The sequence below is a fragment of the Streptomyces caniscabiei genome (assembly GCF_014930365.1).
Classification (GTDB): Bacteria; Actinomycetota; Actinomycetes; order Streptomycetales; family Streptomycetaceae; genus Streptomyces; species Streptomyces caniscabiei.
In genome coordinates this window covers 44,411-70,976 of record NZ_JABXWI010000022.1, presented here as the reverse complement: position 1 = coordinate 70,976, position 26,566 = coordinate 44,411, and the positions used below count along the sequence as shown (strand labels likewise).

At 71.2% G+C, this 26,566-nt stretch carries 19 protein-coding genes; 7 read left to right on the top strand and 12 right to left on the bottom strand.

The annotated features are described in order from the left end of the window. Positions 1 to 74 precede the first annotated feature (74 nt). Positions 75 to 1,079: an EamA family transporter gene (locus HW837_RS40670; protein WP_045557573.1), complete on the top strand. Its 1,005-nt coding sequence runs from the start codon at positions 75 to 77 to the stop codon at positions 1,077 to 1,079. Positions 1,080 to 1,249: 170 nt separating this feature from the next. On the opposite strand, the gene pepN (HW837_RS40665) is transcribed toward HW837_RS40670, so the two are convergent. After that, positions 1,250 to 3,829 carry an aminopeptidase N gene (gene pepN, locus HW837_RS40665; RefSeq protein ID WP_093790858.1) on the bottom strand — a complete coding sequence of 860 codons (2,580 nt, stop codon included), beginning with the start codon at positions 3,827 to 3,829 and terminating at the stop codon, positions 1,250 to 1,252. A 164-nt stretch (positions 3,830 to 3,993) separates the two neighbouring features. Continuing rightward, entirely contained in the window at positions 3,994 to 5,022 is a 1,029-nt protein-coding gene (locus tag HW837_RS40660) for an aspartate-semialdehyde dehydrogenase (protein WP_045557571.1), read from the bottom strand. A gap of 356 nt (positions 5,023 to 5,378) precedes the next feature. Here HW837_RS40660 and HW837_RS40655 point away from each other — a divergent pair, with 356 nt between their 5' ends. Together HW837_RS40655 and HW837_RS40650 are read left to right on the top strand one after the other, a co-directional pair. After that, positions 5,379 to 5,909: an RNA polymerase sigma factor gene (locus HW837_RS40655; protein ID WP_045557570.1), complete on the top strand. Its 531-nt coding sequence runs from the start codon at positions 5,379 to 5,381 to the stop codon at positions 5,907 to 5,909. A 1-nt stretch (position 5,910) separates the two neighbouring features. Further along, complete coding sequence (locus HW837_RS40650; protein WP_193381096.1) at positions 5,911 to 6,822, top strand: hypothetical protein; 912 nt, start codon at positions 5,911 to 5,913, stop codon at positions 6,820 to 6,822. 121 nt (positions 6,823 to 6,943) lie between these two features. Here the strand turns inward: HW837_RS40650 and HW837_RS40645 are convergent, their stop codons facing one another. Beyond that, entirely contained in the window at positions 6,944 to 10,258 is a 3,315-nt protein-coding gene (locus tag HW837_RS40645; RefSeq protein WP_093790860.1) for a S8 family serine peptidase, read from the bottom strand. Between the two features lie 224 nt (positions 10,259 to 10,482). On the opposite strand from HW837_RS40645, the gene HW837_RS40640 reads away from it, so the two are divergent. The 3 genes from HW837_RS40640 (at position 10,483) to HW837_RS40630 (ending at position 14,372) form a co-directional block, all read left to right on the top strand. Next, the gene (locus HW837_RS40640) at positions 10,483 to 10,947 is read left to right on the top strand and encodes an NUDIX hydrolase (RefSeq protein WP_045557567.1); all 465 of its coding nucleotides are present in this window, start codon (positions 10,483 to 10,485) and stop codon (positions 10,945 to 10,947) included. 330 nt (positions 10,948 to 11,277) lie between these two features. Then, complete coding sequence (locus HW837_RS40635) at positions 11,278 to 13,062, top strand: TIGR03767 family metallophosphoesterase (RefSeq protein ID WP_193381097.1); 1,785 nt, start codon at positions 11,278 to 11,280, stop codon at positions 13,060 to 13,062. 113 nt (positions 13,063 to 13,175) lie between these two features. After that, positions 13,176 to 14,372 (top strand): serine hydrolase domain-containing protein, encoded by a 1,197-nt coding sequence (locus tag HW837_RS40630; protein WP_177262009.1) that lies wholly within the window; start codon positions 13,176 to 13,178, stop codon positions 14,370 to 14,372. 67 nt (positions 14,373 to 14,439) lie between these two features. Here HW837_RS40630 and HW837_RS40625 read toward each other — a convergent pair whose 3' ends face one another. Beyond that, on the bottom strand, positions 14,440 to 15,516 hold the full coding sequence (locus HW837_RS40625) for a hypothetical protein (protein ID WP_193381098.1): 1,077 nt from the start codon (positions 15,514 to 15,516) through the stop codon (positions 14,440 to 14,442). Between the two features lie 271 nt (positions 15,517 to 15,787). Then, positions 15,788 to 18,391, bottom strand: a complete 2,604-nt coding sequence (gene pepN / locus HW837_RS40620; protein ID WP_045557563.1) for an aminopeptidase N — start codon at positions 18,389 to 18,391, stop codon at positions 15,788 to 15,790. Between the two features lie 156 nt (positions 18,392 to 18,547). Between pepN (HW837_RS40620) and HW837_RS40615 the strand changes: the two genes are divergently transcribed. Further along, the gene (locus HW837_RS40615) at positions 18,548 to 19,201 is read left to right on the top strand and encodes a mycothiol-dependent nitroreductase Rv2466c family protein (protein WP_193381099.1); all 654 of its coding nucleotides are present in this window, start codon (positions 18,548 to 18,550) and stop codon (positions 19,199 to 19,201) included. Between the two features lie 160 nt (positions 19,202 to 19,361). Here HW837_RS40615 and HW837_RS40610 read toward each other — a convergent pair whose 3' ends face one another. The 7 genes from HW837_RS40610 to HW837_RS40580 all read right to left on the bottom strand — a co-directional run bounded on the left by HW837_RS40610 (position 19,362) and on the right by HW837_RS40580 (position 26,397). Then, positions 19,362 to 19,574 (bottom strand): SH3 domain-containing protein, encoded by a 213-nt coding sequence (locus HW837_RS40610; protein ID WP_143110746.1) that lies wholly within the window; start codon positions 19,572 to 19,574, stop codon positions 19,362 to 19,364. Between the two features lie 233 nt (positions 19,575 to 19,807). After that, positions 19,808 to 20,449 (bottom strand): superoxide dismutase, encoded by a 642-nt coding sequence (locus HW837_RS40605; protein WP_086802052.1) that lies wholly within the window; start codon positions 20,447 to 20,449, stop codon positions 19,808 to 19,810. Positions 20,450 to 20,622: 173 nt separating this feature from the next. Then, the gene (locus HW837_RS40600) at positions 20,623 to 22,008 is read right to left on the bottom strand and encodes an amino acid permease (RefSeq protein WP_045557559.1); all 1,386 of its coding nucleotides are present in this window, start codon (positions 22,006 to 22,008) and stop codon (positions 20,623 to 20,625) included. A gap of 113 nt (positions 22,009 to 22,121) precedes the next feature. Continuing rightward, the gene (locus HW837_RS40595) at positions 22,122 to 23,039 is read right to left on the bottom strand and encodes a TauD/TfdA dioxygenase family protein (protein ID WP_045557558.1); all 918 of its coding nucleotides are present in this window, start codon (positions 23,037 to 23,039) and stop codon (positions 22,122 to 22,124) included. 35 nt (positions 23,040 to 23,074) lie between these two features. After that, complete coding sequence (locus HW837_RS40590) at positions 23,075 to 24,451, bottom strand: LLM class flavin-dependent oxidoreductase (protein ID WP_193381100.1); 1,377 nt, start codon at positions 24,449 to 24,451, stop codon at positions 23,075 to 23,077. Between the two features lie 378 nt (positions 24,452 to 24,829). Beyond that, entirely contained in the window at positions 24,830 to 25,618 is a 789-nt protein-coding gene (locus HW837_RS40585; protein WP_193381101.1) for an ABC transporter ATP-binding protein, read from the bottom strand. Beyond that, positions 25,594 to 26,397 carry an ABC transporter permease gene (locus HW837_RS40580; RefSeq protein WP_045557765.1) on the bottom strand — a complete coding sequence of 268 codons (804 nt, stop codon included), beginning with the start codon at positions 26,395 to 26,397 and terminating at the stop codon, positions 25,594 to 25,596. The genes HW837_RS40585 and HW837_RS40580 overlap by 25 nt, the downstream gene beginning before the upstream one ends. Positions 26,398 to 26,566: the final 169 nt, after the last annotated feature.

The window sequence follows — 26,566 nt, the reverse complement described above, 5'->3', positions numbered from 1 at the left end:
TTAGCGCTAAGCTAATTGCAAGCAAGCTATCGACCTGAAGAAGCAGGCCCCCTCCTCCGCGAAGGACGCGTCCCATGACCGCGCACACCGCGAACGCCGTGAACGCCCCGCACACCGGGAGCCGTCTCTCCCTCATCGCCCTCACCGCGCTCGCCCCCGTCTCCTGGGGCACCACCTACGCCGTGACGACGGAGTTCCTGCCCGCCGACCGCCCGCTGTTCACGGGCCTGGTGCGGGCGCTCCCGGCGGGCCTGCTGCTCCTGGCGATCTCGCGCACCCTGCCGCGCGGCGTCTGGTGGGGGAAGGCCGCGGTGCTGGGCGCGCTCAACATCGGCGCCTTCTTCCCGCTGCTCTTCCTCTCCGCGTACCGGCTGCCGGGCGGCATGGCCGCGGTCGTCGGCTCGGTCGGCCCGCTGTTCGTCGCGGGCCTGGCGACCGTGCTGCTGGGGGAGCGCCCGACCGTACGCACCCTGCTCACCGGGATCGCGGCGGCGCTCGGCGTCAGCCTGGTCGTGCTGAGGGCGGCCGGCGCGCTGGACCCGGTCGGCCTGGTCGCCGCCCTCGCCTCCACCGCCTCCATGTCCACCGGCACGGTCCTCACCAAGCGCTGGGGCCGCCCCGCCGGAGTCGGCCCCCTCGCCCTCACCGGCTGGCAGCTGACCGCGGGCGGCCTGCTGATCGCCCCGCTCGCCCTGCTCGTCGAGGGCGCGCCCCCGGCCCTGGACGGCCGTGCGATCGGCGGCTACCTCTACCTCGCCCTCGCCAACACGGCCGTCTCCTACTGGCTCTGGTTCCGGGGCATCGGCCGCCTCTCCGCCACCCAGGTGACCTTCCTGGGCCCCCTCTCCCCGCTGACGGCGGCCGTGGTCGGCTGGGCGGCCCTCGGCCAGGCCCTCACGCCCCTCCAGCTCCTCGGCATGGCCATCGCCTTCGGCGCCACCGTCCTGGGCCAGCTCCGTCCCCGCCCCACCGGCCTCCTGACGACGCCGACCCCGACCCCCAAGGCGTCCCCGGCGGTCCGCCCCCGGCCGGCAGCGCCGCTCGTCGGCCGAGCCGCCAAGGACCCGGTCCGGCACTGACGAAGCCACTGACGAAGGCAGTGACGAAGGCAGTGACGCAGACGGCGGGGGCGCCCGGTGAAATCACCGGGCGCCCCCGCCGTCATGGACGGTCATGGACGGTCATGGACGGTCATGGACGGTCATGGACGGTCATGGACGGTCATGGACCGCCGTGGCAGAGCCCCTCGTCAGTCCGAGGGCGCCGCCGCGTCCGCCTCCTGGGCCCGCAGGGCGCGCTCGACGCCCGAGCGGGACTCCGAGACCAGGCGGCGCAGGGCCGCGTTGGGCTCGGCGGCGCTCAGCCAGGTGTCGGTCTTGTGCAGCGTGTCCGTCGAGACCTGGACGGTCGGGTAGAGGCCGACCGCGATCTGCTGGGCGATCTCGTGCGAGCGGGAGTCCCAGACGGACTTGACGACCTCGAAGTACTTGTCGGTGTACGGGGCGAGGAGGTCGCGCTGGTCGGTCTGGACGAAGCCGCCGATGACCGCCTCCTGGAGGGCGTTGGGCAGCTTGCCCGACTCGACGACCTGGGACCAGGCCTCCGCCTTCGCCTCGGGCGTCGGCCGGGAGGCACGGGCGGTCGCCGCGTGACGCTCACCGGCGGCCGTCCTGTCACGCTCGTACTCGCCGGCGATCTCCGCCTCGTCGTAGCGGCCCACCGCCGCGAGCCGCTGCACGAACGACCAGCGCAGCTCGGTGTCGACGGCCAGGCCCTCGATCGTCTGCGTCCCCTCCAGCAGGGCCTCCAGCAGGTCCAGCTGCTCGGGCGTGCGGGCGGTCGCGGCGAACGCGCGGGCCCACGCCAGCTGGTGGTCGGAGGCCGCCTCGGCCGCGCGCAGGTGCGCGAGCGTGGCGTCCGTCCAGCGGGTCAGCAGCGCCTCGCGGGTCGTCGGGTCGGCGTACAGCTCGATCGCCAGCTTCACCTGGCGGTGCAGGGACTGCACGACACCGATGTCGGACTCCTTGCCGATGCCGGAGAGCACCAGGGACAGGTAGTCGCGGGTCGCGAGCTCGGCGTCGCGGGTCATGTCCCAGGCCGAGGCCCAGCACAGCGCGCGGGGCAGGGAGGACTCGAAGTCCCCGAGGTGCTCGGTGACGAAGGCCAGCGACTGCTCGTCCAGGCGGACCTTGGCGTACGACAGGTCGTCGTCGTTGAGGAGGACCACGGCCGGGCGGCGCCTGCCCACCAGTTGTGCGACGGCGGTCAGTTCACCGTCGACGTCCAGCTCGACCCGCTCGTCGCGGACCAGCTTGCCGCTCGTGTCGTCCAGTTCGTACAGGCCGACCGCGATGCGGTGCGGGCGCAGCGTCGGCTCGCCCTTCGCGCCCGTCGGCAGCGCCGGGGCCTCCTGACGGATCGCGAAGGAGGTGATGACGCCGTGCTCGTCCGTCTCGATCTCCGGGCGCAGCACGTTGATGCCGGCCGTCTCCAGCCATGCCTTCGACCAGGCCTTCAGATCGCGGCCGGAGGTCTCCTCCAGGGCGCCCAGCAGATCGGACAGACGTGTGTTGCCGAACGCGTGCGCCTTGAAGTAGGCCTGCACGCCCCGGAAGAACTCGTCCTGGCCGACGTACGCGACGAGCTGCTTCAGGACGGAAGCGCCCTTCGCGTAGGTGATGCCGTCGAAGTTGACGAGGACGTCGTCCAGGTCGTTGATCTCCGCCATGATCGGGTGCGTGGACGGCAGCTGGTCCTGCCGGTACGCCCAGGTCTTCATGGAGTTGGCGAACGTGGTCCAGGAGTGCGGCCAGCGCGAGCCGGGGGCGTCCGCCTGGCAGGCGATCGACGTGTAGGTGGCGAACGACTCGTTCAGCCACAGGTCGTTCCACCACTCCATCGTCACCAGGTCGCCGAACCACATGTGGGCCAGCTCGTGGAGGATGGTCTCGGCGCGGACCTCGTACGCGGCGTCCGTCACCTTCGAGCGGAAGACGTACTGGTCGCGGATGGTCACCGCGCCCGCGTTCTCCATCGCGCCCGCGTTGAACTCCGGTACGAACAGCTGGTCGTACTTCTCGAACGGGTAGGCGTAGTCGAACTTCTCCTGGAACCAGTCGAAGCCCTGCCGGGTGACCTCGAAGATCGCGTCGGAGTCCAGGTACTCGGCGAGCGAGGGACGGCAGTAGATGCCGAGCGGCACGCTCTGGCCGTCCTTCTCGTACACGCTGTGCACCGAGTGGTACGGGCCCACGACGAGCGCCGTGATGTACGTCGAGATCCGGGGCGTCGGCTCGAAGACCCAGACGTCGTCCTTGGGCTCCGGCGTCGGCGAGTTGGAGATGACGGTCCAGCCGGTCGGGGCCTTCACGGTGAACTGGAAGGTGGCCTTCAGGTCCGGCTGCTCGAACGACGCGAAGACCCGGCGCGCGTCCGGGACCTCGAACTGGGTGTACAGGTAAGCCTGTTCGTCGACCGGGTCGACGAACCGGTGCAGGCCCTCACCCGTGTTGGTGTAGGCGCAGTCGGCCACGACCCGCAGGATGTTGCGGCCCTGGAGCAGACCGGGGAGCGCGATCCGGGAGTCCGCGAAGACCTCCGCCGGGTCCAGCGCGTCGCCGTTGAGGGTCACCTCGTGGACGGTCGGGGCCACCAGGTCGATGAAGGACGTCGCGCCGTTCTCCGCGACGTCGAAGCGCACCGTGGTGACGGACCGGTAGGTACCGCCCTCCTGCGCGCCGGAGAGGTCGAGATCGATCTCGTACGAGTCGACGCTGAGCAGCGCCGCCCGCTGCTGAGCCTCGTCGCGGGTCAGGTTTGTGCCAGGCACGCGGTCATCTCCTCGGTATGTGTGGGTTGCGCCATCCTTCCATGGGTCGGTGCGGCATGGGACGGGGCGCCCCACCGGCATCCGGTGGTGCGCCCCGTCCGCGTACGGCCGGCCTGTCCGCCGCTGCTTCCCGTACGGCTCGGCCGCTCTGCCTCCCGTTCGGCTCAGCCGTTCCGCTTCTCGTTCAGCTCGGCCGCCACCAGCTCCGCGATCTGGACCGCGTTCAGCGCGGCGCCCTTGCGGAGGTTGTCATTGGAGACGAACAGGGCGAGGCCGTTGTCCACGGTCTCGTCGGCGCGGATGCGGCCCACGAAGGAGGGGTCCTGACCGGCGGCCTGGAGCGGGGTCGGGATGTCGGAGAGGGCGACGCCCGGCGCACCGCCCAGCAGCTCCGTCGCGCGCTCCACGCTGATCGGACGGGCGAAGCGGGCGTTGATCTGGAGGGAGTGCCCGGAGAAGACCGGGACGCGGACGCAGGTGCCGGAGACCTTCAGACCGGGGATCTCCAGGATCTTGCGGGACTCGTGGCGGAGCTTCTGCTCCTCGTCCGTCTCGTGCAGACCGTCGTCGACGATCGAACCCGCGAGCGGGAGCACGTTGAAGGCGATGGGCCGCTTGTAGACGCCGGGCTCGGGGAAGTCGACCGCCGAGCCGTCGTGCGTCAGCTTGTCCGCGTCGGCCGCGACCTTCTGCACCTGGCCGTGCAGCTCCGCGACGCCCGCGAGACCGGAGCCGGAGACCGCCTGGTAGGTGGCGACGACCAGCGCTTCGAGGCCCGCCTCGTCGTGCAGCGGACGCAGCACCGGCATCGCGGCCATCGTCGTGCAGTTCGGGTTGGCGATGATGCCCTTGGGGCGGTCGGCGATCGCGTGCGGGTTCACCTCGGAGACCACGAGGGGCACCTCGGGGTCGCGGCGCCACGCGGAGGAGTTGTCGATCACGACCGCGCCCTGCGACGCCACCTTCTCGGCCAGCGCCTTCGAGGTCGCGCCGCCCGCGGAGAACAGGACGATGTCGAGGCCGGAGTAGTCGGCGGTCGCCGCGTCCTCCACCGTCACACCGTCGAGGACCGAACCGGCCGAACGGGCGGACGCGAACAGGCGCAGCTCGCGCGTCGGGAAGTCGCGGTCCTTGAGGATCTTGCGCATGACCGTGCCGACCTGACCGGTGGCTCCGACGATTCCGACCCTCACGGCGACTCCTTTGACGTGGCTTGTATGTGTCTGCGGCATGACCGAGGCCTTTCCATCATGCGGTCAGCCCGGGTCCGCCTGTCCAATCCTTTGACCGGAACGCTCGAAGGACGGGACGGACCCACCCCCGGCGCGGGAGCCGCTTCTTTGGTCGGCACCCCCGCTGAGCTGGAGAAATTCGCCCTACGACGGCCCCGTGCCGCAAGCTGTGCTGCCTCGACCCTGCCCATGTCACCCGGACGCACGCGAAGGTGTGACGTACGCCTCTGCGCCGCGCCGGGAATGTCGTGCCGAACCCGTGAACGTTTCGGCCCGCGGCGGCGTCGTAGGGGAAACGCGGGAGGGGAGGGGTGGCTGTGCTGCGCAGAAAGGCGCGCCACGTCGAGGGGGTCCGGGAGCCGGAGGACCCGCTGGACGCGGCCCAGGAGCGGCGGGTGAGGGCCGTGCTCGCGCTCGGCGGTGTGCCGCAGTCGGACCTGCTGGACGGGGTACAGCAGGTACGGCTACGGCTGCTGGAGCGGGCCGCGAGCGGCCGGGAGGCGCCGCGGGACGTGTCCGCGTGGGCGGCGGTGGTCGCCTCCAACCTGGCGATGGACTGGCACCGCGCCAAACGCCGCCAGGAGCGCCTCGGCGAGCGGCTGGCCTCGCTGCGCCAGCACGAGCACCCCTCGGGCGAGGATTCCAGCGTGCTCTCGCTCGCCGTCGCCCGAGGCCTGGACGGGCTGCCCGACGCCCTGCGCCAGGTCCTCGTCCTGCGCTTCTACGCCGACCTGCCGGTACGCGGGATCGCCGACGAGCTCGGCATCCCCGAGGGCACCGTCAAGAGCAGGCTCCACTCGGCGGTCCGCGCCCTGCGTACCCGCCTGCACGAGGACGAGGTGGTGTGACATGACCGCCCGAGACCACAGCCGGCGCGACAGCGAGCCCGAGGCGCTCCCCGCGCACGACGAGCCCGCGCACGACGAGCCCCCGTACGACGGCCCCGCCTACGCCGGTATGGACGCGCTGATGGCGGCCCTGCTCGACGAACCGCTGCCCGAGGACGCGCTGCGGGACGCCGAGTTCGTGGCGTCCCACGAGGCGGCCGTCGCCGACCTCGCCCTGCTGCGGGAGCAGCTGGGGCTGATCGGCGACGCGCTGGCGACGCCGGGCGAGGAGGCCGTGAACGGGGTCGCGCCGGGGCGAGCCGGGGCCGCGCGGCCGGGGGGCACGGCCGGTGCCGAGACGGAACCCGGGCAGGTGTCCGGGCCCGCGACGGCCCCCTCCGCGTCGGTGACCCCCCTGCCGTCGCGGCCGTCCCGCGCCCGGCGGCTCACCACCGGCACCCTCGCCGCCGCGGCCGCCGCCTCCGTCGTCCTCGTCATCGGCTGGGGGATGCTGCAGCCCGGCGGCGGGGCGAGCAGCTCGAAGTCGTCCGACGCGGCTGTCTCCGATCAGGCGGACGGGGACGCCGGGAGCCGGGAAGGGGCCTCGCTCAGCCGGGAGGGGTACGTCGCCTGCTCCCGCACCATCGTGGAGGGCGCCGTCACCGAGGTCGAGGCCGTGCCGGGGGTCGAGCAGGACCGGATCACGGTGGAGGTGGACCGCTGGATCAAACCCGACAAGGGGGAGGACCGGATCGTCTTTCCCATGAGCCACGACGTCGACCCCCGTCTGAAGAAGGGCGACCACGTCCTCCTCGGCTTCCCCATGGACAGCGCGCAGCCGGACATCTGGACCACCGGGGAGGCGGAGATCGCCCGGGAACGGGCCTGGATCGAGGAGGCCCTGCCGGAGTCGAAGAAGATCACGTGCGACTGAGCCGCTGAACCGGAGCGGCAAGGCGAAGGGGCGGGTGTCCATCCGGACACCCGCCCCTCCCTGTCACTCACACGCGCCTGTCACTCACGCACGCGCGTACCGCTCACGCACTACCGGCGCACTACGGCGTGACCTTCTCGATCCGCACGCTGCCGGTGCCCGCGGCCGTGCCGCGCGCGTTCACCAGCTGCACCTGGCCGAAGAACTCCCGGCCGGCCGGCGCCGCGGCGGCCGCGACGACGTCACCGGAGACGGTGGTCGACTGGCCGGTGCCGAGCTTGACGGCGGTGTCCGCGACCTTCACCTCGCCGAGGGCGGAGGAGAAGAACACGTCGCGGTAGTCGTACGCGGTCGACCCGGAGGGCACCGCGTAGCCGACGACCTCGATGGTGTACGTACCGGCGGCCGGCTTCGGGACGGAGACGGCCTCCTCGGAGTCGCCGTCCGCGGAGCTGGCGACCTCGGTGCCCGCGGCGTCGCGGACGTACAGGTCGAGGTCCGCGCCCGTGTCGGCGGTGTTGCCGATGGCCACGTCCAGGGACTCGGCGCCCGCGGGCACCTCGACCGTGGTCGTCTGGGTGACACCGGTGGCGATGGTCGGCCGGTCGGTCTTGGCCGAGCCCAGCGGGCCGCCCGCCAGCTTGCCGTCGACGGGGGCGAGGGCGTTGGTCACCTTCCAGGAGGCGGCGGTCGGGGTGCCGACCTTGGCCTCGGGGACGGTGACGACCTCCGGGTCGAAGCTCGCGCCGTAGACCGCGAAGTTCAGCTTGTAGGTGTTGTCGAGCACCGGCGAGGTCCGGCGCGACTCGACCTCGATCTCCCAGACGCCGGGCTGCGGGTTGGCGTACGAGCGCACGTCCGGCTTGCAGCCGCCGCCGTCCTGGAAGTTGTTGTAGCAGGTCAGCGAGCTGGTGTTCTCGACCGCCAGACCGTACGGGTGGTTGGCGATGAACCGGGTCTGGCTCTTGTCCTTCAGCCCGCTGATCGCGACCTCGAGGGTCTTGGCGCCCTCGGGGACGGTGATGAAGTACGACTTGAAGGAGTTGCGCTGGACCGTGCCGGACGCCGAGTGGGCGTACTTCAGCGGCGTGGAGACGACCACCGTGTTGAGGACCTGCCGGTCGATGCCGACCGTCTTCGGGTCGTCGACCTCCAGGATCGCGCTGCTGATGCCGGAGTTCTCCGGCTTGGCGGCGATCTTCACGGTGACCGGCTTGTTCAGCGGCAGGGAGACCACGTCGTCGCCGACGATCCGGAACGTGTCGTCCCGGTTGTTCTCCAGGTGCAGCTCGTGACGGATCGCCTTGTCGGCGCCGGACGTGCGGGTGATCGTCACCTCGTACGTCTTCTTCTGCCCGACCTTCAGGCCGCCCTCACGGTCGTAGACGCCGGTGCCGAAGCCCGGCGTCTTCAGCGCGAAGTCGATCGCGGTGTCGACGGGGGCCTTGACCGCGTACTCGTGCGCGGTCGCACCCGCCTTCACCGACTTCCACGCGTCGACGATGTTCATCAGGCCCGCGCCCTCGGCGTACGCCTGGACACCGCTGATGTGGTCGGCGGTCGAGGTCAGCGCGGTGCGCAGCTTCGCGGGCGGCAGGTCGACGCCCTTCTGCTTCGCGGCGCTGAGCAGCAGTGCGGCGGAGCCGGTCGCCTGCGGGGAGGCCATCGAGGTGCCGTTGAGCATCTGGTAGCCGGCCGGGAGCGTGTAGCCCGCCTCGGGGGCGATGACGCCCGGCAGCCAGGTCTGCGCGGTGTTCACCGCGGCGCCCGGCGCCACCAGGGTCGGCGTGAAGCCGCCGTCCTCACGCGGGCCGCGCGAGGAGAAGTTGAACAGCTGGTAGTCCTTGGTGACCTGCGAGCCGTAGTTGGACGCCCAGGTCTCCTTGGAGATGGACGCGCCGACCGAGATCACCTTGTCGGCGAGGCCGGGGTCGCCGATCGTGTTGGCGCCGGGGCCGGAGTTGCCGGCCGAGATGACCAGCTGGACGCCGTAGGTGTCGATGAGGCGCGTGTAGAGCTCGGCGCGCGCGTTGTTGCCGTCGTTCAGCGCCGGGAGGCCGCCGATGGACATGTTGACGATGTCGACGCCACGGTTGACGACGAGGTCGATCATGCCCTCGGTGAGCGCGATGTTGGTGCAGCCGGGGCCGAACTCGCAGGCGCGGGAGGAGACGATCTGCGCACCGGGCGCGGCGCCGTTCATCCGGCCGCCGAACAGGCCCTTCGCGGCGGTGATGCCGGCGACGTGGGTGCCGTGCTCGCTGGAGATCAGACCGATGTTGACGAAGTCGGCCTTCTTGCCGACCCAGTCGCCCCCGAAGGGGTCCATCGGGACGTCCTTGCGGTACTCGACGACGAACGGCTGGCGCTCGGCGACCTCGGTCGACGGGTCGTCGGTGCCGAAGTAGCCGATCTGGTAGCCGTCCTTGTACGGCTTCATCGGCTTGTCGTCGGTGAAGTCGAAGTTCTGGTTGACGTCGACGGTGACCGTGCCGGCCGCCGCGTCGTAGAGCACGCCCCACGCGTCGGTGGTGTCGCCGTCGCGGTTCACGTCACCAGCGGCGTCACCGGCCGCCGTGACGGACTCGCGGAAGGTGTTGACGGAGTACGAGCCCGCGGGCGCGGTCCAGGTCCGGCCGCCGTAGGTGAAGGTGGGCCCGGCGACCGAGTTGGTCATCGGACGCCAGCTGCCGTCGCCGTCGACGATCGGGTCGGTGGACGTCACCCAGTCGACGATCTTGCGCTCGCCGGTGGAGGTCTTCTGCAGCGCGGGGTGCGCGAGGTCGACACCGGAGTCCAGGACGCCGATGGTGATGCCCCGGCCGTCCGCCTTCGGGTTCTGCTTCACGAAGTCGACGGCGCCCGTCTCGAAGGACGGGTTGTAGGGGTTCTCGGCGGGGGTGTTCTTGCCCGGAGCCGGGTACGTCTTCGCCGCCGTGGCCTGCGACTTCGCGTCCTTGGCCGAGACCGGCGAGGGGTCGTCGAGGACGATCTCCTGCCGCAGGTCGATGCCCTGGACGGAGGAGAGCTTCGCGGCGGCCGAGATGGCCGAGTCGGCGCTCTTGGTCGGGACCGTGGCGCGGACGTAGCCGAGCTTGTCGTAGGTACGGCCCACGGAGCCGCCCTTGACCGCGTCCAGCTGCTCGGCGACCTGTTCGGTCTTGCCGGGCGTGGTGGCGATCATCATCGTGACGTTCTTGTCGCCGTCGGCCTTGGCCTCGGCGAGCAGATCCGCGTCGGTCGAACCGAGCTTGTCGTGCGCGGACTTGACGCCGCCGTCCGAGGGGACGGCGGCGGACGGGTCGTCCGCCGAGAAGGCCAGGGGTATCGGCCCGGCCGCGGAGAGCGCGGCGACCAGTCCCGCGGCCACGGCTATGCGGGCCACGCGTCTCGCACCCGGGCCAGAGCCGGGGTGGGGGGTGAGGGTCATCAGCATCCCTGTAGGTAAGGAATTCAGGTGAGAACGAACATGTGTGATCCGAGCGGCGGGTTCGGATCGGTCCGGTCCGTTATGCGGTGCCGGATGGTCGCTCAGCCTTACCGAAGTGACACATGTTTGGGGAGGGTTGACCGAGGCGGGATTGTGTCATGGCGTAAACCCGCCACGCGTGTGGGGCGGGACGACCGTGCATGAGGGGACATTTTGGCTAACGTCTTTGCATGCGCACGGAGTTGAGGGTGGCGGCCTACGCCGTCTGTGTCCGCGACGGACACCTGCTGCTGGCCCGCTGGGTCTCCCGGGACGGCGGCGAGAAGAAGTGGACCCTGCCCGGCGGGGGCATGGACCACGGCGAGGACCCGTACGCCACGGTCGTCCGCGAGGCCGCCGAGGAGACCGGCTACACCGTCGAGCCCACCGCCCTCCTCGGCATCGACACCAACCGACGCACCTACCCCCTGCGCCTCGGCGCCGTCGCCGACCACCAGGCGCTCCGCATCGTCTACGAGGCCCGCGTCACCGGCGGCGAACTCCGCCACGAGACGAACGGCTCCACGGACATGGCCGCCTGGCACCCCCTGGACGAGGTCCCGGACCTGGACAGGGTGGGCCTGGTGGACGTGGGCCTGCGCCTGTGGCGGGAGCGCCCGGAGAACGGCCACCTGAGACCACCGGTGGCCCCCTAGGGGCGCGGGGAACTGCGCGAGAAACCACGACGCACCCGCAGACACCGGCGTCACCGAAGCCCCCACGGCGAATACGTGCTGTACCCCATCAGATGAACAAGGAGTGACCCCCTCCCTTCCCTCCCCCTCACATTCGGGAACCCCCAGGGAACGCGCACCGTCCCCGGAGATCGACGTACGGTGATCGGCGCCACCCGTTGCGACGTCGTTCACGTCCAGGCCACCCCGGCTGCCAAGCATCAAGTACGAGCGGGAAACACCGTCGGCCGCACCCAGGCCGGAGGCCCCCGCGACCACTTCCGACGCGTTCGCACTCGGGGAGACCGCGCCATGTCGCGCATACGCTCAGTCGCCGCCGCCGCCGCCACCAACCCTGACCGCCGGGCCTTCCTCGCCGCCACCGGCGCGGTCGGCCTCGCCGCGGGCGTCGGCTTCGCCCTGCGGCCGGAGACCGACGCCCACGCCGCCACCTCCGCCGCCGACCGTGCCGCGGCCACCGAGGTCCCCTTGGCCAACCTCTCCAACAGAGAGGCCCCGGCCGCGCCGCTCGCCCCGTACACCCGGGGCACGACCCTCGCATCGGTCGCGGCCCCGCGCACCTCCTCGGGCTACCGCCGGCTCGGCAGCGGCCCGGCCTGGGCACGGGTCGTGCGCGGCGACCTCGCCACCCCCAAGTCCGGTCGCGAGAAGCGCCGTACGGCCCTGGCGTCCTTCGTGCAGTTCACCGACCTGCACGTGGTGGACGTCCAGCACCCGCTGCGCTACGAGTACCTGCGCGCCCAGACCGCGAGCGCCTGGCGTCCGCAGGAGGCGCTGTCCGTGGCCGGCGCGGTGTCGCTCGTCGAGCGGGTGAACGCGCTGCGCGGCGCCCCGGTCACCGGCTCCCCGCTGCACTTCGTGATGACGACCGGCGACAACACCGACAACAACTCCAGGACCGAACTCGACTGGTTCCTGAAGGTGATGAGCGGCGGCCGGGTCACCCCCAACTCCGGTGACCCGCGCCGCTACGAGGGCGTCCAGAGCAGCGGCCTCAAGCTCTACTGGCAGCCGGACGCGGCCCTCCGCGACGCCGACAAGCAGCTCGGCTTCCCCCGCCTGGACGGCTTCCTCGCCGCCGCGATCCGCGAGGTCAACAGCCCCGGCCTGAACGTCCCCTGGTACTCCACCGTCGGCAACCACGACTCCCTCCCCGGCGGCTGCTACGCCCCCGGCGACTCCTTCTTCGCGGACTTCGCGGTCGGCGGCAGGAAGCTGATGACCCTGGACGAGAAGGTCGGCAAGGCCCTCTGGGACAACGTCAGGAGCGGTGGCGACCCCCGGGGCGCCGACTGGAAGGCCGTGCTCAAGTCACAGGCGAAGAAGATGCGTTCGGTCACCCCCGACGAGAACCGCGCCCCCTTCACCCCGCAGGAGTACCTCAGGGCCCACCTGGACCCGGCCCACACCGGCCCCGGCCCGGTCGGCCACGGCTACTCGCAGGCCAACCTCGACGCCCGCACCCAGTACTACGCCTTCCGTGTCGCCGACGACGTCATCGGCGTCAGCCTCGACTCCACCGACCCCGGCGGGCACTACGAGGGCTCGCTCGGCACAGCTCAACTCAAGTGGCTGGACCGCACGTTGAAGGAGGCGGCCGAGGACGGTTCGTACGCCGTCGTCTTCAGCCACCACACCAGCACGTCGATGCGGAACCTGCGCAAGGACCCGGCACGCCCGACCGAGGCCCGCCACGGGGGCGACGAGGTGCTGGCCCTGCTCGGCCGCCACCGCAACGTTCTGGCCTGGGTGAACGGCCACAGCCACCGCAACCGCATCACCCCGCACCCGGCCCCGGGCGGCGGCTCCTTCTGGGAGATCTCCACCGCCTCCCACATCGACTTCCCCCAACTCGCCCGCGTCATCGAGCTGGTGGACAACAAGGACGGCACGCTCTCCGTCTTCACCACCCTCATCGAATCGGCCGCCCCGCACGCCACCGACTTCACGGACCTCTCGCAGACCGGCCTCGCCGCCCTGTACCGCGAGCTCTCCTACAACGCCCCCGGCCGCCGCGACACCCTCACCGGCAAGGCCGGCGACCGCAACACCGAGCTGGTCCTGCGCAAGGGCTGAAAACCGCTCAACCGGCCCCGGCCCGCTCAACCCGGGCGCGCGGCGCCGTGTCCCCCTTCGCGACCGGACGTTCTCGGAGTCACCGAGAAGGTCGGCCGAAGGGGGAGAACCGCATGTCAGCACATACGGCTCGCACGGTCCGCACAGCACGCACCGGCCTGGTGGCGGCCACCGCCGTCGTCGCGGCGCTGGCCCTGGCCGCCCCGGCGATCGCGGCGGCACCCACTTCCGCGACGGCGAGCGGCGACCACAGCGCCACCCAGCAGGCCCTGGACGCCAACGTCGAGGCCGGCGTCGTCGGCATCGCGGTCCAGGCGAAGGACGAACACGGCGTCTGGAAGGCCACCTCGGGCCTCGGGGACCTGAGGTCGGGCAAGCCGCGCTCCGCCCACGACCACTTCCGCGTCGGCAGCATCACCAAGACCTTCACCGCCACCGTGCTGCTCCAGCTGGCGGCCGAGGGCAGGCTCTCCCTGGACGACACGGTGGAGAAGTGGCTCCCGGGCGTGGTGCGCGGCAAGGGCCACGACGGCCGCGGGGTGACGCTCCGCCAACTCCTCAACCACACCAGCGGAATCGCCGAGTACACCTCGGACGAGCAGTTCGTGAAGGACGTCTTCCTCGCCGAGGGCTTCCTCAAGAACCGCTACCGCACCTGGACCCCGCGCCGACTGGTCGGCATCGCCATGAAGCACGAGCCCACCTTCGCCCCGGGCACCGACTGGAGCTACTCCAACACCAACTACGTGCTCGCCGGCATGGTGATCGAGAAGGCCACCGGCAACCCGTACGGCGACGAGATCCGCGAACGTGTCATCGAACCCCTCGGCCTGCACGGCACGGAGGTCCCCGGCTCCGACCCCACCCTCCCGGGCCCGCACAGCCGCGCCTACTCCAAGCTCGCCGAGACCCCCGAGGGCAGGACGTACGACGTCACGAAGCTCAACCCCTCGATCGCCGGCGCGGCGGGCGAGATGGTCTCCACCCCCGGTGACCTCAACCGCTTCGTCTCGGCCCTGCTGCGCGGCAAACTGCTGCCGAAGAAGCAGCTCGCCGAGATGAAGACCGTCGTCCCCGTCGACGGCGACCGCGGCGGCTACGGCCTCGGCCTCCTCACCTACAAGCTCTCCTGCGGCGTCCAGCTCTGGGGCCACAGCGGCGGCATCCACGGCTCCCTCTCCGAGACCGCCACCACCGCCGACGGCCGCCACACCCTCACCTACAACTTCAACAGCGACTGGGCGGGCGACAGCCTGCCGATCATGGAGGCGGAGTTCTGCGGCAAACAGCCCGCGCCTCCCGCCGGATGACATGAGGAAGGGCCGCCGAAGCGATCGGCGGCCCTTCCCCTCCCCTCCTGCCGGCCCGAGTTCCCGATTACCGGGGTAGCACCACGACATAGGCCGCCGGATCCCGGTCGCACGACGCCATCAACGCGGTGCGGACCACGGCCGCCTGCTGCTCCAGGGAGTCACGCAGCTTCCGGGGCGTGACGTGGACGACGGTGATGCCGAGCCGCTCCAGCAGCTCCCGCTTGCGGGCGTACTCGGACCACAGCGCGTCGTCCTCCTGGCGCGGGGCCCGGGTGTCCAGTTCGAGCGCGACGGCCTGCTCCGGCCAGTACGCGTCGAGGCCGCCGAGGTGCGGGCCGCCGGGAAGACGCAGGTCGACGTTCCAGACGGGGTCGGGCAGGGCGTGTTCGCGGACCATCCGGTACAGCTGGTCCTCCGCGACGGCCCGCCCCTCCGCGAGCAGCGACTCCACCGCGTCGGCCACCTGCGGACGGCTCAGCAGCCGCGCCCCCGTCAACTCCCGGATCACGGCGGCGGGTTCGGTGTGACCGCCGCGCACCGCCTCCGTCAGCAGCCGGCGCACGGTGGCCGCGTCGGAGATCTCCCCGACCGCGTCCGCCAGGGCGCGCGGCACGGGGGCGACGGGCAGGCCGGTCACGTACGAGGGCGTCGGTACGGCCGGGGTGCGGACGATCCGCGCGCATCCCACGGTTCGCAGCCGGCGCAGCCGGGGGACCAGGACGTCGATCGTGTCGAGGGACGGCAGCGGGGGAGCGGACGAGAAGCCGTGCAGCGTCAGGGCGGCGAGCCCGGTGATCACCGCGTCCGGGTAGCGGGGCGTGGCGGCCGGGCGGGGCTCGTCGGCGTTCGGCTGCGCGGGCACACCGGGTACGCCGGCGGCGCCGGTGGAGGTGTCGCGGAACGGTGAGCGGGCCGCGTACGAGAGCACCGCGTGCAGGCGCTCCTCCGAGGTGGGCGGGCCCGGGTGCAGCAGGAAAACACCTGGCAGGATCTGCTGCCAGGAGCCACCGGGCCGGCACCGTTCGTTCGTCTCGGCGGCGGTGACACCCTGCGCGCGCAGCTGCGCGGCCGTCAGCACCCGGCGCGTGACGTCCGAGAGGCGACGGAGGGGGCGGGGGGAGAGCGGGGTGTTGTGCGTCATGACCGGGAGGTTCCCGCGTCGGCCCCGCTCAGGAACCTCTGTTACACGCTCGTCGACAAATCCGGACAAGACCGCACTAAAGTACGTGCGTTCGACTGCCGATACCCGCTGGTCCGCGCGGGGATCGGAAAAGGTTACGGCTCCGATTACCCGAATTTCGTAACCCTGAACCCGGGCGGGCGGAGGCAGCACCCGGCAAGCGCCGGAGAGCGCACCCGGCCCCGCTCAACCGCAGCCGCCGGGTGCGCAACTCCCAAAGGTTCAGCGGCGGTTACGGCCTGCCCACCGCCGCCGTGTCACACTCCTGCGCCCGCAGCCCCCGGGCCAGATCGTCCCGGGCCTCGATCACCAGCCTCCGCAGCGCCGGCGGCGCCGAGGCGTGCGAGGCGAGCCACGCGTCCGTCGCGTCCAGCGTCGCCGGCGAGTCCTGGAGCGACGGGAACAGCCCCCGCACCACATCCATCCCGATCTGGATGGACCGCTCGGCCCACACCCGCTCGATCACCGCGAAGTACTTCTCCGCGTACGGCGCCACCAGCTCCCGCTGGGAGGGCCGGGAGAACCCGGTGATCGTCGCCTCGACCAGCGCGTTGGACAGCGTGTCCGACTCCACCACCGACGCCCAGGCCTGCGCCTTGACCGCCGCGGACGGCCGCGCCGCCAGGCACCGCACCTGGTGCCGCTTGCCGGAGGCCGTGTCGTCCCGCGCCAGCTCGGCGGCGAGGACCCCCTCGTCGGCGACCCCGTGCGTCGTCAGCGGCTCCAGGAACGCCCACCGCAGCTCCTGGTCGACCTCCAGCCCGTCGATCTTCTCCGATCCGGTCAACAGCCGCTGCAACACGGCGAGTTCGGCCTCGTCCGACGCCACCGAGGCGAAGAACCGGGCCCACGTCAGCTGGTGCTGGCTGCCCGCCTGGGCCGCCCGCAGCTCCCGCAGCGCCCCCTCCGCGAGCAGCCGGCCCCCGGTCTCCCGCCACGCGGGCGCCGCGTAGTGGGCGAGCGCCGAGCCCGCCCACGCGTGCAGCATCTGGAGCACACCGATGTCGGACTCCCGCCCCGCGAACCGCAGCACGAGGTCGACGAAGTCCCGCGCCGGCAGCAGCGCGTCCCGCGTCAGGTTCCACAGCGCCGACCAGCACAGCGCCCGCGCCAGCGGGTCGGCGATGTCACCGAGCCCGGCCCGCAGCGTGTCCAGCGACGCCGCGTCGAACCGGATCTTGCAGTACGTCAGGTCGTCGTCGTTGACCAGCACCAGCGCCGGCGCCTCGGCCCCCGCCAGCTCGGCCACGACCGTACGCGGCCCGTCCACGTCCACCTCGACGCGCGCGTACCGCTCCAGCGGACCCGAGCCGTCCGCCCCGTTCGCCCGCCGGTACAGGCCGATCGCCACCCGGTGCGGCCGCAGCTCGGGGTGCGACTCCGCCGCCTCCTGCACCACCGCCAGCTCGTCGATGCGGCCCTCGGGGTCGAGCAGCACCTGCGGGGTGAGGGAGTTGACGCCCGCCGTCTGCAGCCAGGCCCGCGACCAGGACGCCATGTCCCGCCCGCTGGTCTCCTCCAGGACCGACAGCAGGTCGCCCAGCTTCGTGTTGCCGTACGCGTTCCGCTTGAAGTAGCGCCGGGCGCCCTCCAGGAACGCCTCGCGCCCCACGTACGCCACCAGCTGCTTCAGCACCGAGGCGCCCTTGGCGTAGGTGATGCCGTCGAAGTTGAGCTTGGCGTCCTCCAGGTCACGGATGTCGGCCGTGACCGGGTGGGTGGAGGGCAGCTGGTCGGCGCGGTACGCCCAGGACTTGCGGTTGTTGGCGAAGGTGATCCAGCCGCCCGTGAAACGGGTCGCCTCGACCATCGAGAAGGAGCCCATGAAGTCCGCGAAGGACTCCTTCAACCACAGGTCGTCCCACCACACCATGGTCACCAGGTCGCCGAACCACATGTGCGCCATCTCGTGCAGGATGACGTTGGCCCGCCGCTCGTACGACGCCGCGGTGACCTTGCCGCGGAAGATGAACTCCTCGCGGAAGGTGACCAGTCCGGGGTTCTCCATCGCGCCGAGGTTGTACTCGGGCACGAACGCCTGGTCGTACTTCCCGAACGGGTACGGGTAGTCGAAGTGGTCGTGGAAGAAGTCCAGGCCCTGCCGGGTGATCTCGAAGACGTCGGCGGAGTCGAAGTAGGGGGCGAGGCCCTTGCGGCACATCGCGCCGAGGGGGATCTCCAGCCGGGTGCCGTCCTCGAAGGTCCGCTCGTAGGTGTCGGTGACGTAGTGGTACGGGCCCGCGACGATCGCCGTGATGTACGTCGAGATCGGCTTCGTCTCGGCGAACCGCCAGACGCCGTCCGTCTGCTCGCCGACCCCGTTGCTCCACACGACCCAGCCCTCGGGGGCGCGCACCTCGAAGCGGTAGGGGGCCTTGAGGTCCGGCTGCTCGAAGTTCGCGAAGACCCGGCGGGAGTCGGCCGGCTCGTACTGCGTGTAGAGGTAGACCTCGCCGTCCTCGGGGTCGACGAAGCGGTGCATGCCCTCGCCGGTGCGTGAGTAGGCGCACTGGGCGTCGACCACCAGCTCGTTCTCGGCGGCCAGGTCGTCGAGGGTGATCCGGACGCCGTCGAAGACCTCGCTCGGGTCGAGGTCCTTGCCGTTGAGGGCGAGCGCCGTCACGCGTGGCGCGACCAGGTCGGCGAAGCTCGACGCGCCCGGGTCGGCGCACCGGAAGCGGATCGTCGTCACCGACCGGAAGGTGCGCGGCTCGCCGCCGGGGCCGCCGGCGTCGCCGACGGCGGACCGCAGGTCGAGCGAGACCTCGTAACCGTCGACGGACAACAGCGCGGCCCGCTCCTGGGCCTCGTCACGGGTCAGATTCTCACCGGGCACGGGCGGCACTCCCTCGGGGTGGTGTTCAGTATGCGGACAGTCCGATCCTGCCATGCACCGCGGGAATGGCCGGGGCGGTCCCCGGTGTTGCCGGGTTGTCGCCCGGTGGACCGAGCCCGCACGACTTCGCCTTCCTGATCTCTTCCGAGGAGAACCATGACCGAGCAGACCTCCGGCAAGGCCCCTGTCGACTTCTGGTTCGACCCGCTGTGCCCCTGGGCCTGGATGACCTCGCGCTGGGTTCTGGAGGTGGAGAAGGTCCGGGACATCGAGGTCCGCTGGCACCTGATGAGCCTCGCGGTACTGAACGAGCCCAAGATCGACGAGCTGCCCGAGGAGTACCGCGAGCTGCTGGAGAAGAAGGCGTGGGGTCCGGTACGGATCGTCATAGCCGCCCAGGAGGAGCACGGCGCCGAGGTTCTCGGTGACCTCTACACCGCGCTCGGCACCCGTATCCACAACCAGGGCGAGGGCCCGGAGAAGGAGACGGTCGCCGCCGCCCTGAAGGACGTCGGCCTGCCCGACTCCCTCATGGACCACTGGGACTCCACCCCGTACGAGCCGCAGCTGCGCGCCTCCCACAAGGAGGGCATCGACAAGGTCGGCCAGGACGTCGGCACGCCCGTCATCGCCGTCGCCGACGCCGACGGCGAGCAGCTCGCCTTCTTCGGCCCGGTCGTCACCCCCGCCCCGCAGGGCGAGGAGGCCGCCAGGCTCTGGGACGGCACCCTCCTCGTCGCCTCGGTCCCCGGCTTCTACGAGATCAAGCGCTCCCGCACCCAGGGCCCGGACTTCAGCAACCTGATCTGACGCCCCTTTTTTTAGGGCTCGGTTCGCCTCCGGGGCGCAGAAGCCTGTGTCGAGAGCCCGATCGTGCTCGGCCCTCCTTCGTCGGGCGCTGCGCGCGTTCGCGCTCTCGACACAGGCGCGCCCCTTCGGCTCACTCGCCGTAGGGCGCCCGGCGATTTGGTCACCGGAAGGACTCGGGCAGGGTCAGGCCCTCGCTCTGTCTGCCGTACGGCTGGACGAACAGGCAGCGGCCCTTCTCGCCGTGGTTGGCGCAGCGCCACCAGCCGGCCGGGTTCTTGCCCAGGGCCTCCAGGTACAGCCGCACCGCCTTGTCCGCCTTGTGGAAGGGCAGGGGCTTGCCGCCTCCGCACGGAGGGCAGTGCTTGTAGCTCACGTCCACGCGACCTCCCGGTCCGGTCCGCCGGATCGGGAATCCGGCTGGAAACGGGAGCATAGGGCGAAAGCCGAGGAAGCGGTCAGACCGGAACGCGTCCCGCCGTGGCGTTTTTCCGGCCTCGACGGCGAGAACCCCCGCGAGTCACGTCCTCGCGGGGGTTCCGCCTCTTTCCGCCTGCCCGGTGAAGGTTGAGAAGACGATCACGAGCAGGGCGTTCCGGTCACCGGCGCTCAGGGGGCCAGCAGCAGCACGTCCGCGCGCTCCTTGGCGGCGGCGTAACGCCGGGCCACGTCCTGCCAGTTGACGACGGCCCACATGGCGTCGATGAAGTCGACCTTCTGGTTCCTGTACTGCAGGTAGAAGGCGTGCTCCCAGGCGTCGAAGACCAGGATCGGGGTGGAGCCCTGGCCGACGTTGCCCTGGTGGTCGTAGATCTGCTCGACGATCAGCCGCCCGCTCAGCGGCTCGTACGCCAGCACGCCCCAGCCCGAGCCCTGGGTGGTGGCGGAGGCCTTGGTGAGCTGGGCCTTGAAGCCGGCGAAGGAGCCGAACGACTCGGCGATGGCGTCCGCCAGCTCGCCGACGCCGTCCTTCTCCAGGGGCTCGCCACCGCCGTCACCGGTCATGTTCTGCCAGTAGATCGAGTGCAGGATGTGGCCGGAGAGGTGGAAGGCCAGGTTCTTCTCCAGCCCGTTGATCGCCCCCCAGGTCTCCTTGTCCCGCGCCTCGGCCAGCTGCTCCAGGGTGTCGTTGGCGCCCTTGACGTACGCCGCGTGGTGCTTGTCGTGGTGCAGCTCGATGATCTCGGGGCTGATCACGGGCGCCAGCGCCGCGTAGTCGTACGGAAGCTCCGGGAGCGTGTAGACGGGCATGGGGGTCCCCTCCGACCTCTTATTGCAAAGCACTTGCAAGTGCACGCTATCAGCAAGAGACTGTGGGGGCGTGCCCGGGCACGCGAAAGGGCCCTCGCGCGAACCGACCGTCCGTCCTCCGCGCGAGGGCCCTGAAGTGTGTGCGTGCGATGCCGGTGTTCGGCGCGCCGATGTCAGCGCGTGGCGCGCGCCCGCTGCCGGGCGTATCCGATCGCCGCCAGGATCAGCGTCATCCCGCCCGTCCAGTACAGCTGCGTCCGCGTCCCCGGCTCGCGGGCCATCAGGACGAAGATCGCGGCCATCCCCGCGAGCGCCACCCATGTCAGCCAGGGGAACGCCCACATCCGCACGACCAGCCGCTCCGGGGCCTCGCGCTCGATCCGGCGGCGCAGCAGCAGTTGGGAGACGGCGATGAGGATCCAGACGACGAGGACGACCGCCCCGATCATGTTGAGGAGCCAGGGGAAGACGTCGTCGGGGCGCCAGTAGCTGAGCAGGACGCACAGGAAGCCGAAGACGCTGGAGGCCAGGACCGCGATCCGGGGGACCCCGCCCGACACCCGGCCGATCACCTTCGGGCCCTGCCCGCGCGCCACCAGGGAGTAGGCGATCCGGGAGGAGCCGTAGATGTTGGCGTTCATCGCGCTCAACAGCGCCACCAGCACGACCACGTTCATCACCTGGCCGGCGCCGGGAATGCCCAGGTGGTCCAGGGCGGCGACGTACGGGCCCTTCTCCACGACCTCCTTCGAGTCCCACGGGACGAGGGTGACGATGACCGCCATGGAGCCGATGTAGAAGAGGGCGATGCGCCACATCGCCGTACGGACCGCCGACGCCACGCCCTTCACCGGGTCCTCGGACTCGGCCGCCGCGATCGTCACGGTCTCCAGACCGCCGTACGCGAAGATCGACGCCAGCAGGCCGACGACCAGGCCGTCGGCGCCGCCCGGCAGCAGGCCGCCCTCACCGGTGAGGTTGGCGAGACCGGGAGCGTCGGTGCCGGGCAGGACACCGGCGACGGCCAGCACGCCCAGCACCAGGAACAGCGAGATCGCGCCCACCTTCAGCGCGGCGAACCAGAACTCGAACTCGCCGAAGTTCTTCACCGCGGCCAGGTTGGTGCCCAGGAACACCAGCATGAACAGCGCCACCCAGGCCCACTCGGGCGTCCCGGGCAGCCACCCTGTCACGATCTTCGCGGCGCCGATGCCCTCCAGGCCCACGGCCGTGCAGAGCAGCACCCAGAACGACCAGCCGGCCGTGAAGCCCGCCCACGGACCGATGGCGCGCTCGGCGTGCGCGGAGAAGGAACCCGAGGAGGGATACGCGGCGGACATCTCGCCGAGCATCCGCATCACCAGCATGACGAGGAGCCCCGAGAGCGCGTACGCGAGGACGATCGACGGACCGGCGGCGGCGATGCCCGCCCCGGACCCGACGAACAGGCCCGCGCCGATCACCCCACCGAGGGCGATCATCGACAGATGGCGCTGCTTGAGGCCATGGGACAGGGACGCGTCGGGCTCTTGTGGAGCCTTGACGGAGGTGCTGGGCATGGGCGCGGTTCGTCCAATGCGTGAGATCGGCAAAAACGCCGACAGTCTGAACAGCCCCTCCACGCGCACGGAGGGGCTGTCCGCTATCCGGACGCGACCGGTACGCAGGGTGACTACGCGGCTACGGGTGTGACCTCCTCCCGGGCGGCCACGGACGTGTAGTGCGAGGCGTCCCCCTCGATCGAGTAGCTCTCCTTGCCCTCGATGCCCACCGGGACCTCACCGGCGACGGTCACCCGGTGCAGCCGCCGCGGCAGACCGTCGTAGTTGTCGATGGCGTAGTGCTGGGTGATCCGGTTGTCGAAGACGACGAGCTGGTTCTCCGACCAGCGGTGGCGCAGCACGTTCTCCGGACGGGTCACGTACGACTGGAGCAGGTCCAGGACCTTGCGGGACTCGCCGAGCGACAGCCCCACGATCCGCTGCGCGAACCCGCCGATGAACAGCCCGCGTTCGCCGGTCAGCGGGTGGACCCGGACCACCGGGTGGGCCGTGCGGTACGTGATCGAGGTGAACCGGGCACGCTGTTCGGCCTTCTCCGCGTCGATCTCCTCGTCCGGCACCGCGTAGTCGTAGTCGTTGGTGTGCTCGGCCCACAGGCCGTCGGCCAGCCGCCGCAGCGGCTCGGGCAGGTCACGGTAGGCCGCCGCCGCGTCGGCGATCAGCGTCTCGCCGCCGTACGGCGGGATCGTGATGCTGCGCAGGGTGGTGGCCTGCGGCGGGTTGAGGACGAACGTGACGTCGGTGTGCCAGTGGTTGGCGCGCCCCCGCTCGCTGTCCACGGGCAGGACGTTCGCGGCGCCCTCGACGGCGGCCACCGTCGGATGGGCGGTGGTGACGTCACCGAAGTGCCGCACGAACGCCTGATGACTGTCGTCGTCGAGGTTCACGTCGTCGAAGACGAGCGCCTTGTGGACGTTGAGGGCCTCACGGAGAGCGGCGACCGTCTCCTCGTCGAGGGGCCGGGAGATGTCGACGCCGGAGACTCGGGCGCCGATGTTCCCGGTGACCTTGCGGATGTCGATGGTCATGAGATGGATCCTTTCGAGGCCGGGCTTCGGGGGGTTCAGACGAGGGCGGGGGCGGAGGCGGAGGCCGGGGCGGGCGAGGGCGCGACCGCGCCGACGTGCTGGTTGGCGGGACGCGGCAGGCCGTAGCGGTCCCGCAGGGTGCGGCGCGGGCCGTACTCGGTGCGCAGCAGACCGCGGGCGCGCAGGATCGGGACGACGTGCTCCACGAAGGCTTCGAGGCCGGACGGCAGGACCGCGGGCATGATGTTGAAGCCGTCGGCCGCTCCCTCCGTGAACCAGGTCTCGATCGTGTCGGCGACCTGCTCGGGCGTTCCGGCGAAGGTCAGGTGCCCGCGCCCGCCGCCCAGCCGCCCGATCAGCTCCCGCACCGTGAGCCGGTCGCGCCGGGCCAGCTCGACGACGAGCGTGTAGCGGCTCTTGGCGCCCTCGATCGCACTCTCCGGCGGCAGATCGGCCGGCAACTGTCCATCCAACTCCAGTGAACCGGCGGGCAGTTGCAGCAACCGTTCCAGATTGCCCACCCCGTGCGCGTACACGATGTGGTCCTCCAGGACCTGCTCGGCCGCCCGCGCCTCGGCCTCCGTCGACCCGAGGACGGGGACGATCCCGGGCAGCACCTTGATGTGCCCCGGGTCCCGGCCGGCGGCGACCGTACGGGACTTCAGGTCCGCGTAGAACGCCCGCGCGTCCTCGACGGTCTGCTGCGCGGTGAACACGGCCTCCGCGTACCGCGCGGCGAACGCCTTGCCGTCCTCGCTGGACCCCGCCTGCACCAGCAGCGGATAACCCTGCGGCGAGCGCGGCACGTTGAGCGGGCCCTCGACGCTGAAGTACGTCCCCTTGTGCCGGGGCGGATGGATCTTCCGGTCGTCGCCCCAGACGCCGGTCTCCTTGTCGCCGACGATCGCGTCGTCCTCCCAGCTGTCCCAGAGCTTCAGCGCCACGTCGAGGAACTCGGCGGCCCGCGCGTACCGCTGGGCGTGCGCGGGCTCGGCGTCCAGGCCGAAGTTGCGGGCGGCCTCCGCGCCGGCGGTGGTGACGATGTTCCAGCCGGCCCGGCCGCCGCTCAGGATGTCCAGCGAGGCGAACTTGCGGGCCAGGTTGTAGGGGGAGTTGTAGGAGGTGGAGGCGGTGGCGATCAGACCGATGTGCTCGGTGGCCGTCGCCAGCGCGGTCAGCAGGGTGAGCGGTTCCAGGGCGCCCGCCGGACGCTGGCCCACGCTGCCCCACAGCTGCGGCCCGTCGGCCAGGAACAGCGAGTCGAACGTGCCCCGCTCCGCGATCCGGGCCAGCCGCACGTAGTGGTCCAGCTCGACGTGCGCGTACGGGTCGGACTCGGGCAGCCGCCACGAGGCCTCGTGGTGCCCGGTGTTCATCAGGAAGGCGTTGAGATGGAGCTGTCGCGGTGGCACGTGTCTGTTCTCCCGGGTCACTGGGGGTTGTCCGTGGTCGTGGGCGGTGCGCCGGCGTTCACCTGATACCTCCGAGGGTGCCCCGGCCTTCAGGCCGGGGAGGAATCGGACTCCTGCGGAGCAGAGCAGGGAGCGGGATTTCGCCTCCAGGGCGAAACACCGACCACCTGACCCGGTAAGCTGCACGCCGTGCGTTGCGAGAACCAAGCGCGTACACCGTGCTGATCGAGAGCCAAGACAGCACATGCACCTCCAAGCTTTGCCGTATCAAACCGGGCTGGTTTCAACCCGGCTGGTGTTGATCGCGGAAGACCTGTTGGGTCGCTGACCCGCAGGCAGCGTGAGCCAGGAATCCCCCTGCTCCAGCCGGGGGAGGATTCAATGGTGGTCCTCCGTCACACCGAGCGCGGCCAGCAGCCGCTCCCGGTACTCGCCCAGCAGGGGATCCCGGTACGAGCGCGGGTGCGGGCGGTCGATGGTCAGGTCGAGGCCGATACGGCCCTCTTCGAGCACGAGGACCCGGTCGGCCAGCACGATCGCCTCGTCCACGTCATGGGTGACGAGCAGGACGGACGGCAGGTGGTGCTCCCACAGCTGCCGGAGCAGGGTGTGCATCCTGATCCGGGTGAGCGCGTCCAGCGCGCCGAACGGCTCGTCGGCGAGCAGCAGTTCGGGCTCACGGACGAGGGAGCGGGCCAGCGCCGCGCGCTGGGCCTCACCACCGGACAGCTCGTTCGGCCAGGCGCGCTCACGGCCCTGGAGGCCCACCTCGGCGAGGGCAGCACGGCCCTTGTCGGCGGCGTCCTTGCCCTCGGTGCCGAGCAGCACGTTGTCGAGGACGCGGCGCCAGGGCAGCAGCCGGGAGTCCTGGAAGACGACGGAGACCCGGCCCGGCGCGGTGAGCCGGCCGCTGCCGGCCACCTCGTGGTCGAGCCCGGCGACCGCGCGCAGCAGCGTGCTCTTGCCGGAGCCGCTGTGCCCGAGCAGGGCGACGAACTGCCCGGCGGGGATGTCGAGGTCGATGCCGTCGAGGACCGTGCGCCCGTCGAACGACCGGGTGAGCGCCCGCAGTTGTACGGCGGGACGATCGGCGGTGGCGGTGGCGGTGGCGGTGGCCGACGGCGATTCGGGTCCGGTGGCCGTCAGCTGCTCAGTGTGCGTCGCCATGACAGCACCCTCCGTTCGATGAGGCGGACCGCGCTGTCGGAGACCAGGCCGAAGATCCCGTAGACGGCCAGGCCGACGAGGATGACGTCGCTCTGGCCGTAGTTGGTGGCCTGGAACATCATGTAGCCGAGTCCGTTGGTGGCGTTGATCTGCTCCAGGACGACCAGGCCCAGCCAGGAGCCGGTCACCCCGAGCCGCAGACCCACGAAGAAGCCGGGCAGGGCGCCGGGGACGACGATCTGCCGTACGAACTGGAACCTCGACAGACCCTGCACCTCGGCGAGTTCGACGAAGCGGCTGTCGATCCCGGCCAGCGCGGCATGGGTGTTGAGGTAGATCGGGATGTAGACGACGATGGCGATGATCGCGATCTTGAAGGTCTCGCCGATGCCCAGCCAGAGGATGAACAGCGGGATCAGACCCAGCGTCGGGATCGCCCGGTTGAGCTGCACGGTCCCGTCGATCAGCGCCTCGCCGGTCCGGCTCAGCCCGGAGGCCAGTGCGAGCGCGACACCGGCGGTCAGCCCGATCGCGAACCCGGACCCGGCCCGCTGGAGCGAGGTCACGATGTCCGTCGTCAACGTCCCGTCGGTCCACAGCCGGACCCCGGTCTCCAGCACGGTCCAGGGCGCCGGGATCGCCGCCGGATCGAGCTGACCGGCAGCGGAGGCGACCGCCCAGAGGGCGAGGAACAGCACCGGCCCGACCAGCCGGGAGGCGGGCAGCCGCTTGCCGGGGGACAGCCGACGACGCCTGCGGACCTGACCGCTCTCCTCCAGGGCGGCGAGAGAACCGACCGCGCCGGTACCGGACTCGGGGGCGCCGGACCCGGACGCGCCCGAAGCGGCAGCATCGGTCCCGGTCGTATCGGTGAGGGTCGTCTCGGCCCTGGCCGTCTCGGTGCCGGCCGTCTCGGTCCCGGGCGTCTCGGTGACGGCCGTACCGGTC

Excerpts from the sequence above, each read along its gene's own strand:
- HW837_RS40670 (WP_045557573.1), top strand. The coding sequence starts at position 75 with ATGACCGCGCACACCGCGAACGCCGTGAACGCCCCGCACACCGGGAGC.
- HW837_RS40650 (WP_193381096.1), top strand. The coding sequence starts at position 5,911 with ATGACCGCCCGAGACCACAGCCGGCGCGACAGCGAGCCCGAGGCGCTC.
- HW837_RS40645 (WP_093790860.1), bottom strand. The coding sequence starts at position 10,258 with ATGCTGATGACCCTCACCCCCCACCCCGGCTCTGGCCCGGGTGCGAGA.
- HW837_RS40640 (WP_045557567.1), top strand. The coding sequence starts at position 10,483 with ATGCGCACGGAGTTGAGGGTGGCGGCCTACGCCGTCTGTGTCCGCGAC.
- HW837_RS40635 (WP_193381097.1), top strand. The coding sequence starts at position 11,278 with ATGTCGCGCATACGCTCAGTCGCCGCCGCCGCCGCCACCAACCCTGAC.
- HW837_RS40630 (WP_177262009.1), top strand. The coding sequence starts at position 13,176 with ATGTCAGCACATACGGCTCGCACGGTCCGCACAGCACGCACCGGCCTG.
- HW837_RS40625 (WP_193381098.1), bottom strand. The coding sequence starts at position 15,516 with ATGACGCACAACACCCCGCTCTCCCCCCGCCCCCTCCGTCGCCTCTCG.
- HW837_RS40615 (WP_193381099.1), top strand. The coding sequence starts at position 18,548 with ATGACCGAGCAGACCTCCGGCAAGGCCCCTGTCGACTTCTGGTTCGAC.
- HW837_RS40605 (WP_086802052.1), bottom strand. The coding sequence starts at position 20,449 with ATGCCCGTCTACACGCTCCCGGAGCTTCCGTACGACTACGCGGCGCTG.
- HW837_RS40600 (WP_045557559.1), bottom strand. The coding sequence starts at position 22,008 with ATGCCCAGCACCTCCGTCAAGGCTCCACAAGAGCCCGACGCGTCCCTG.
- HW837_RS40595 (WP_045557558.1), bottom strand. The coding sequence starts at position 23,039 with ATGACCATCGACATCCGCAAGGTCACCGGGAACATCGGCGCCCGAGTC.
- HW837_RS40585 (WP_193381101.1), bottom strand. The coding sequence starts at position 25,618 with ATGGCGACGCACACTGAGCAGCTGACGGCCACCGGACCCGAATCGCCG.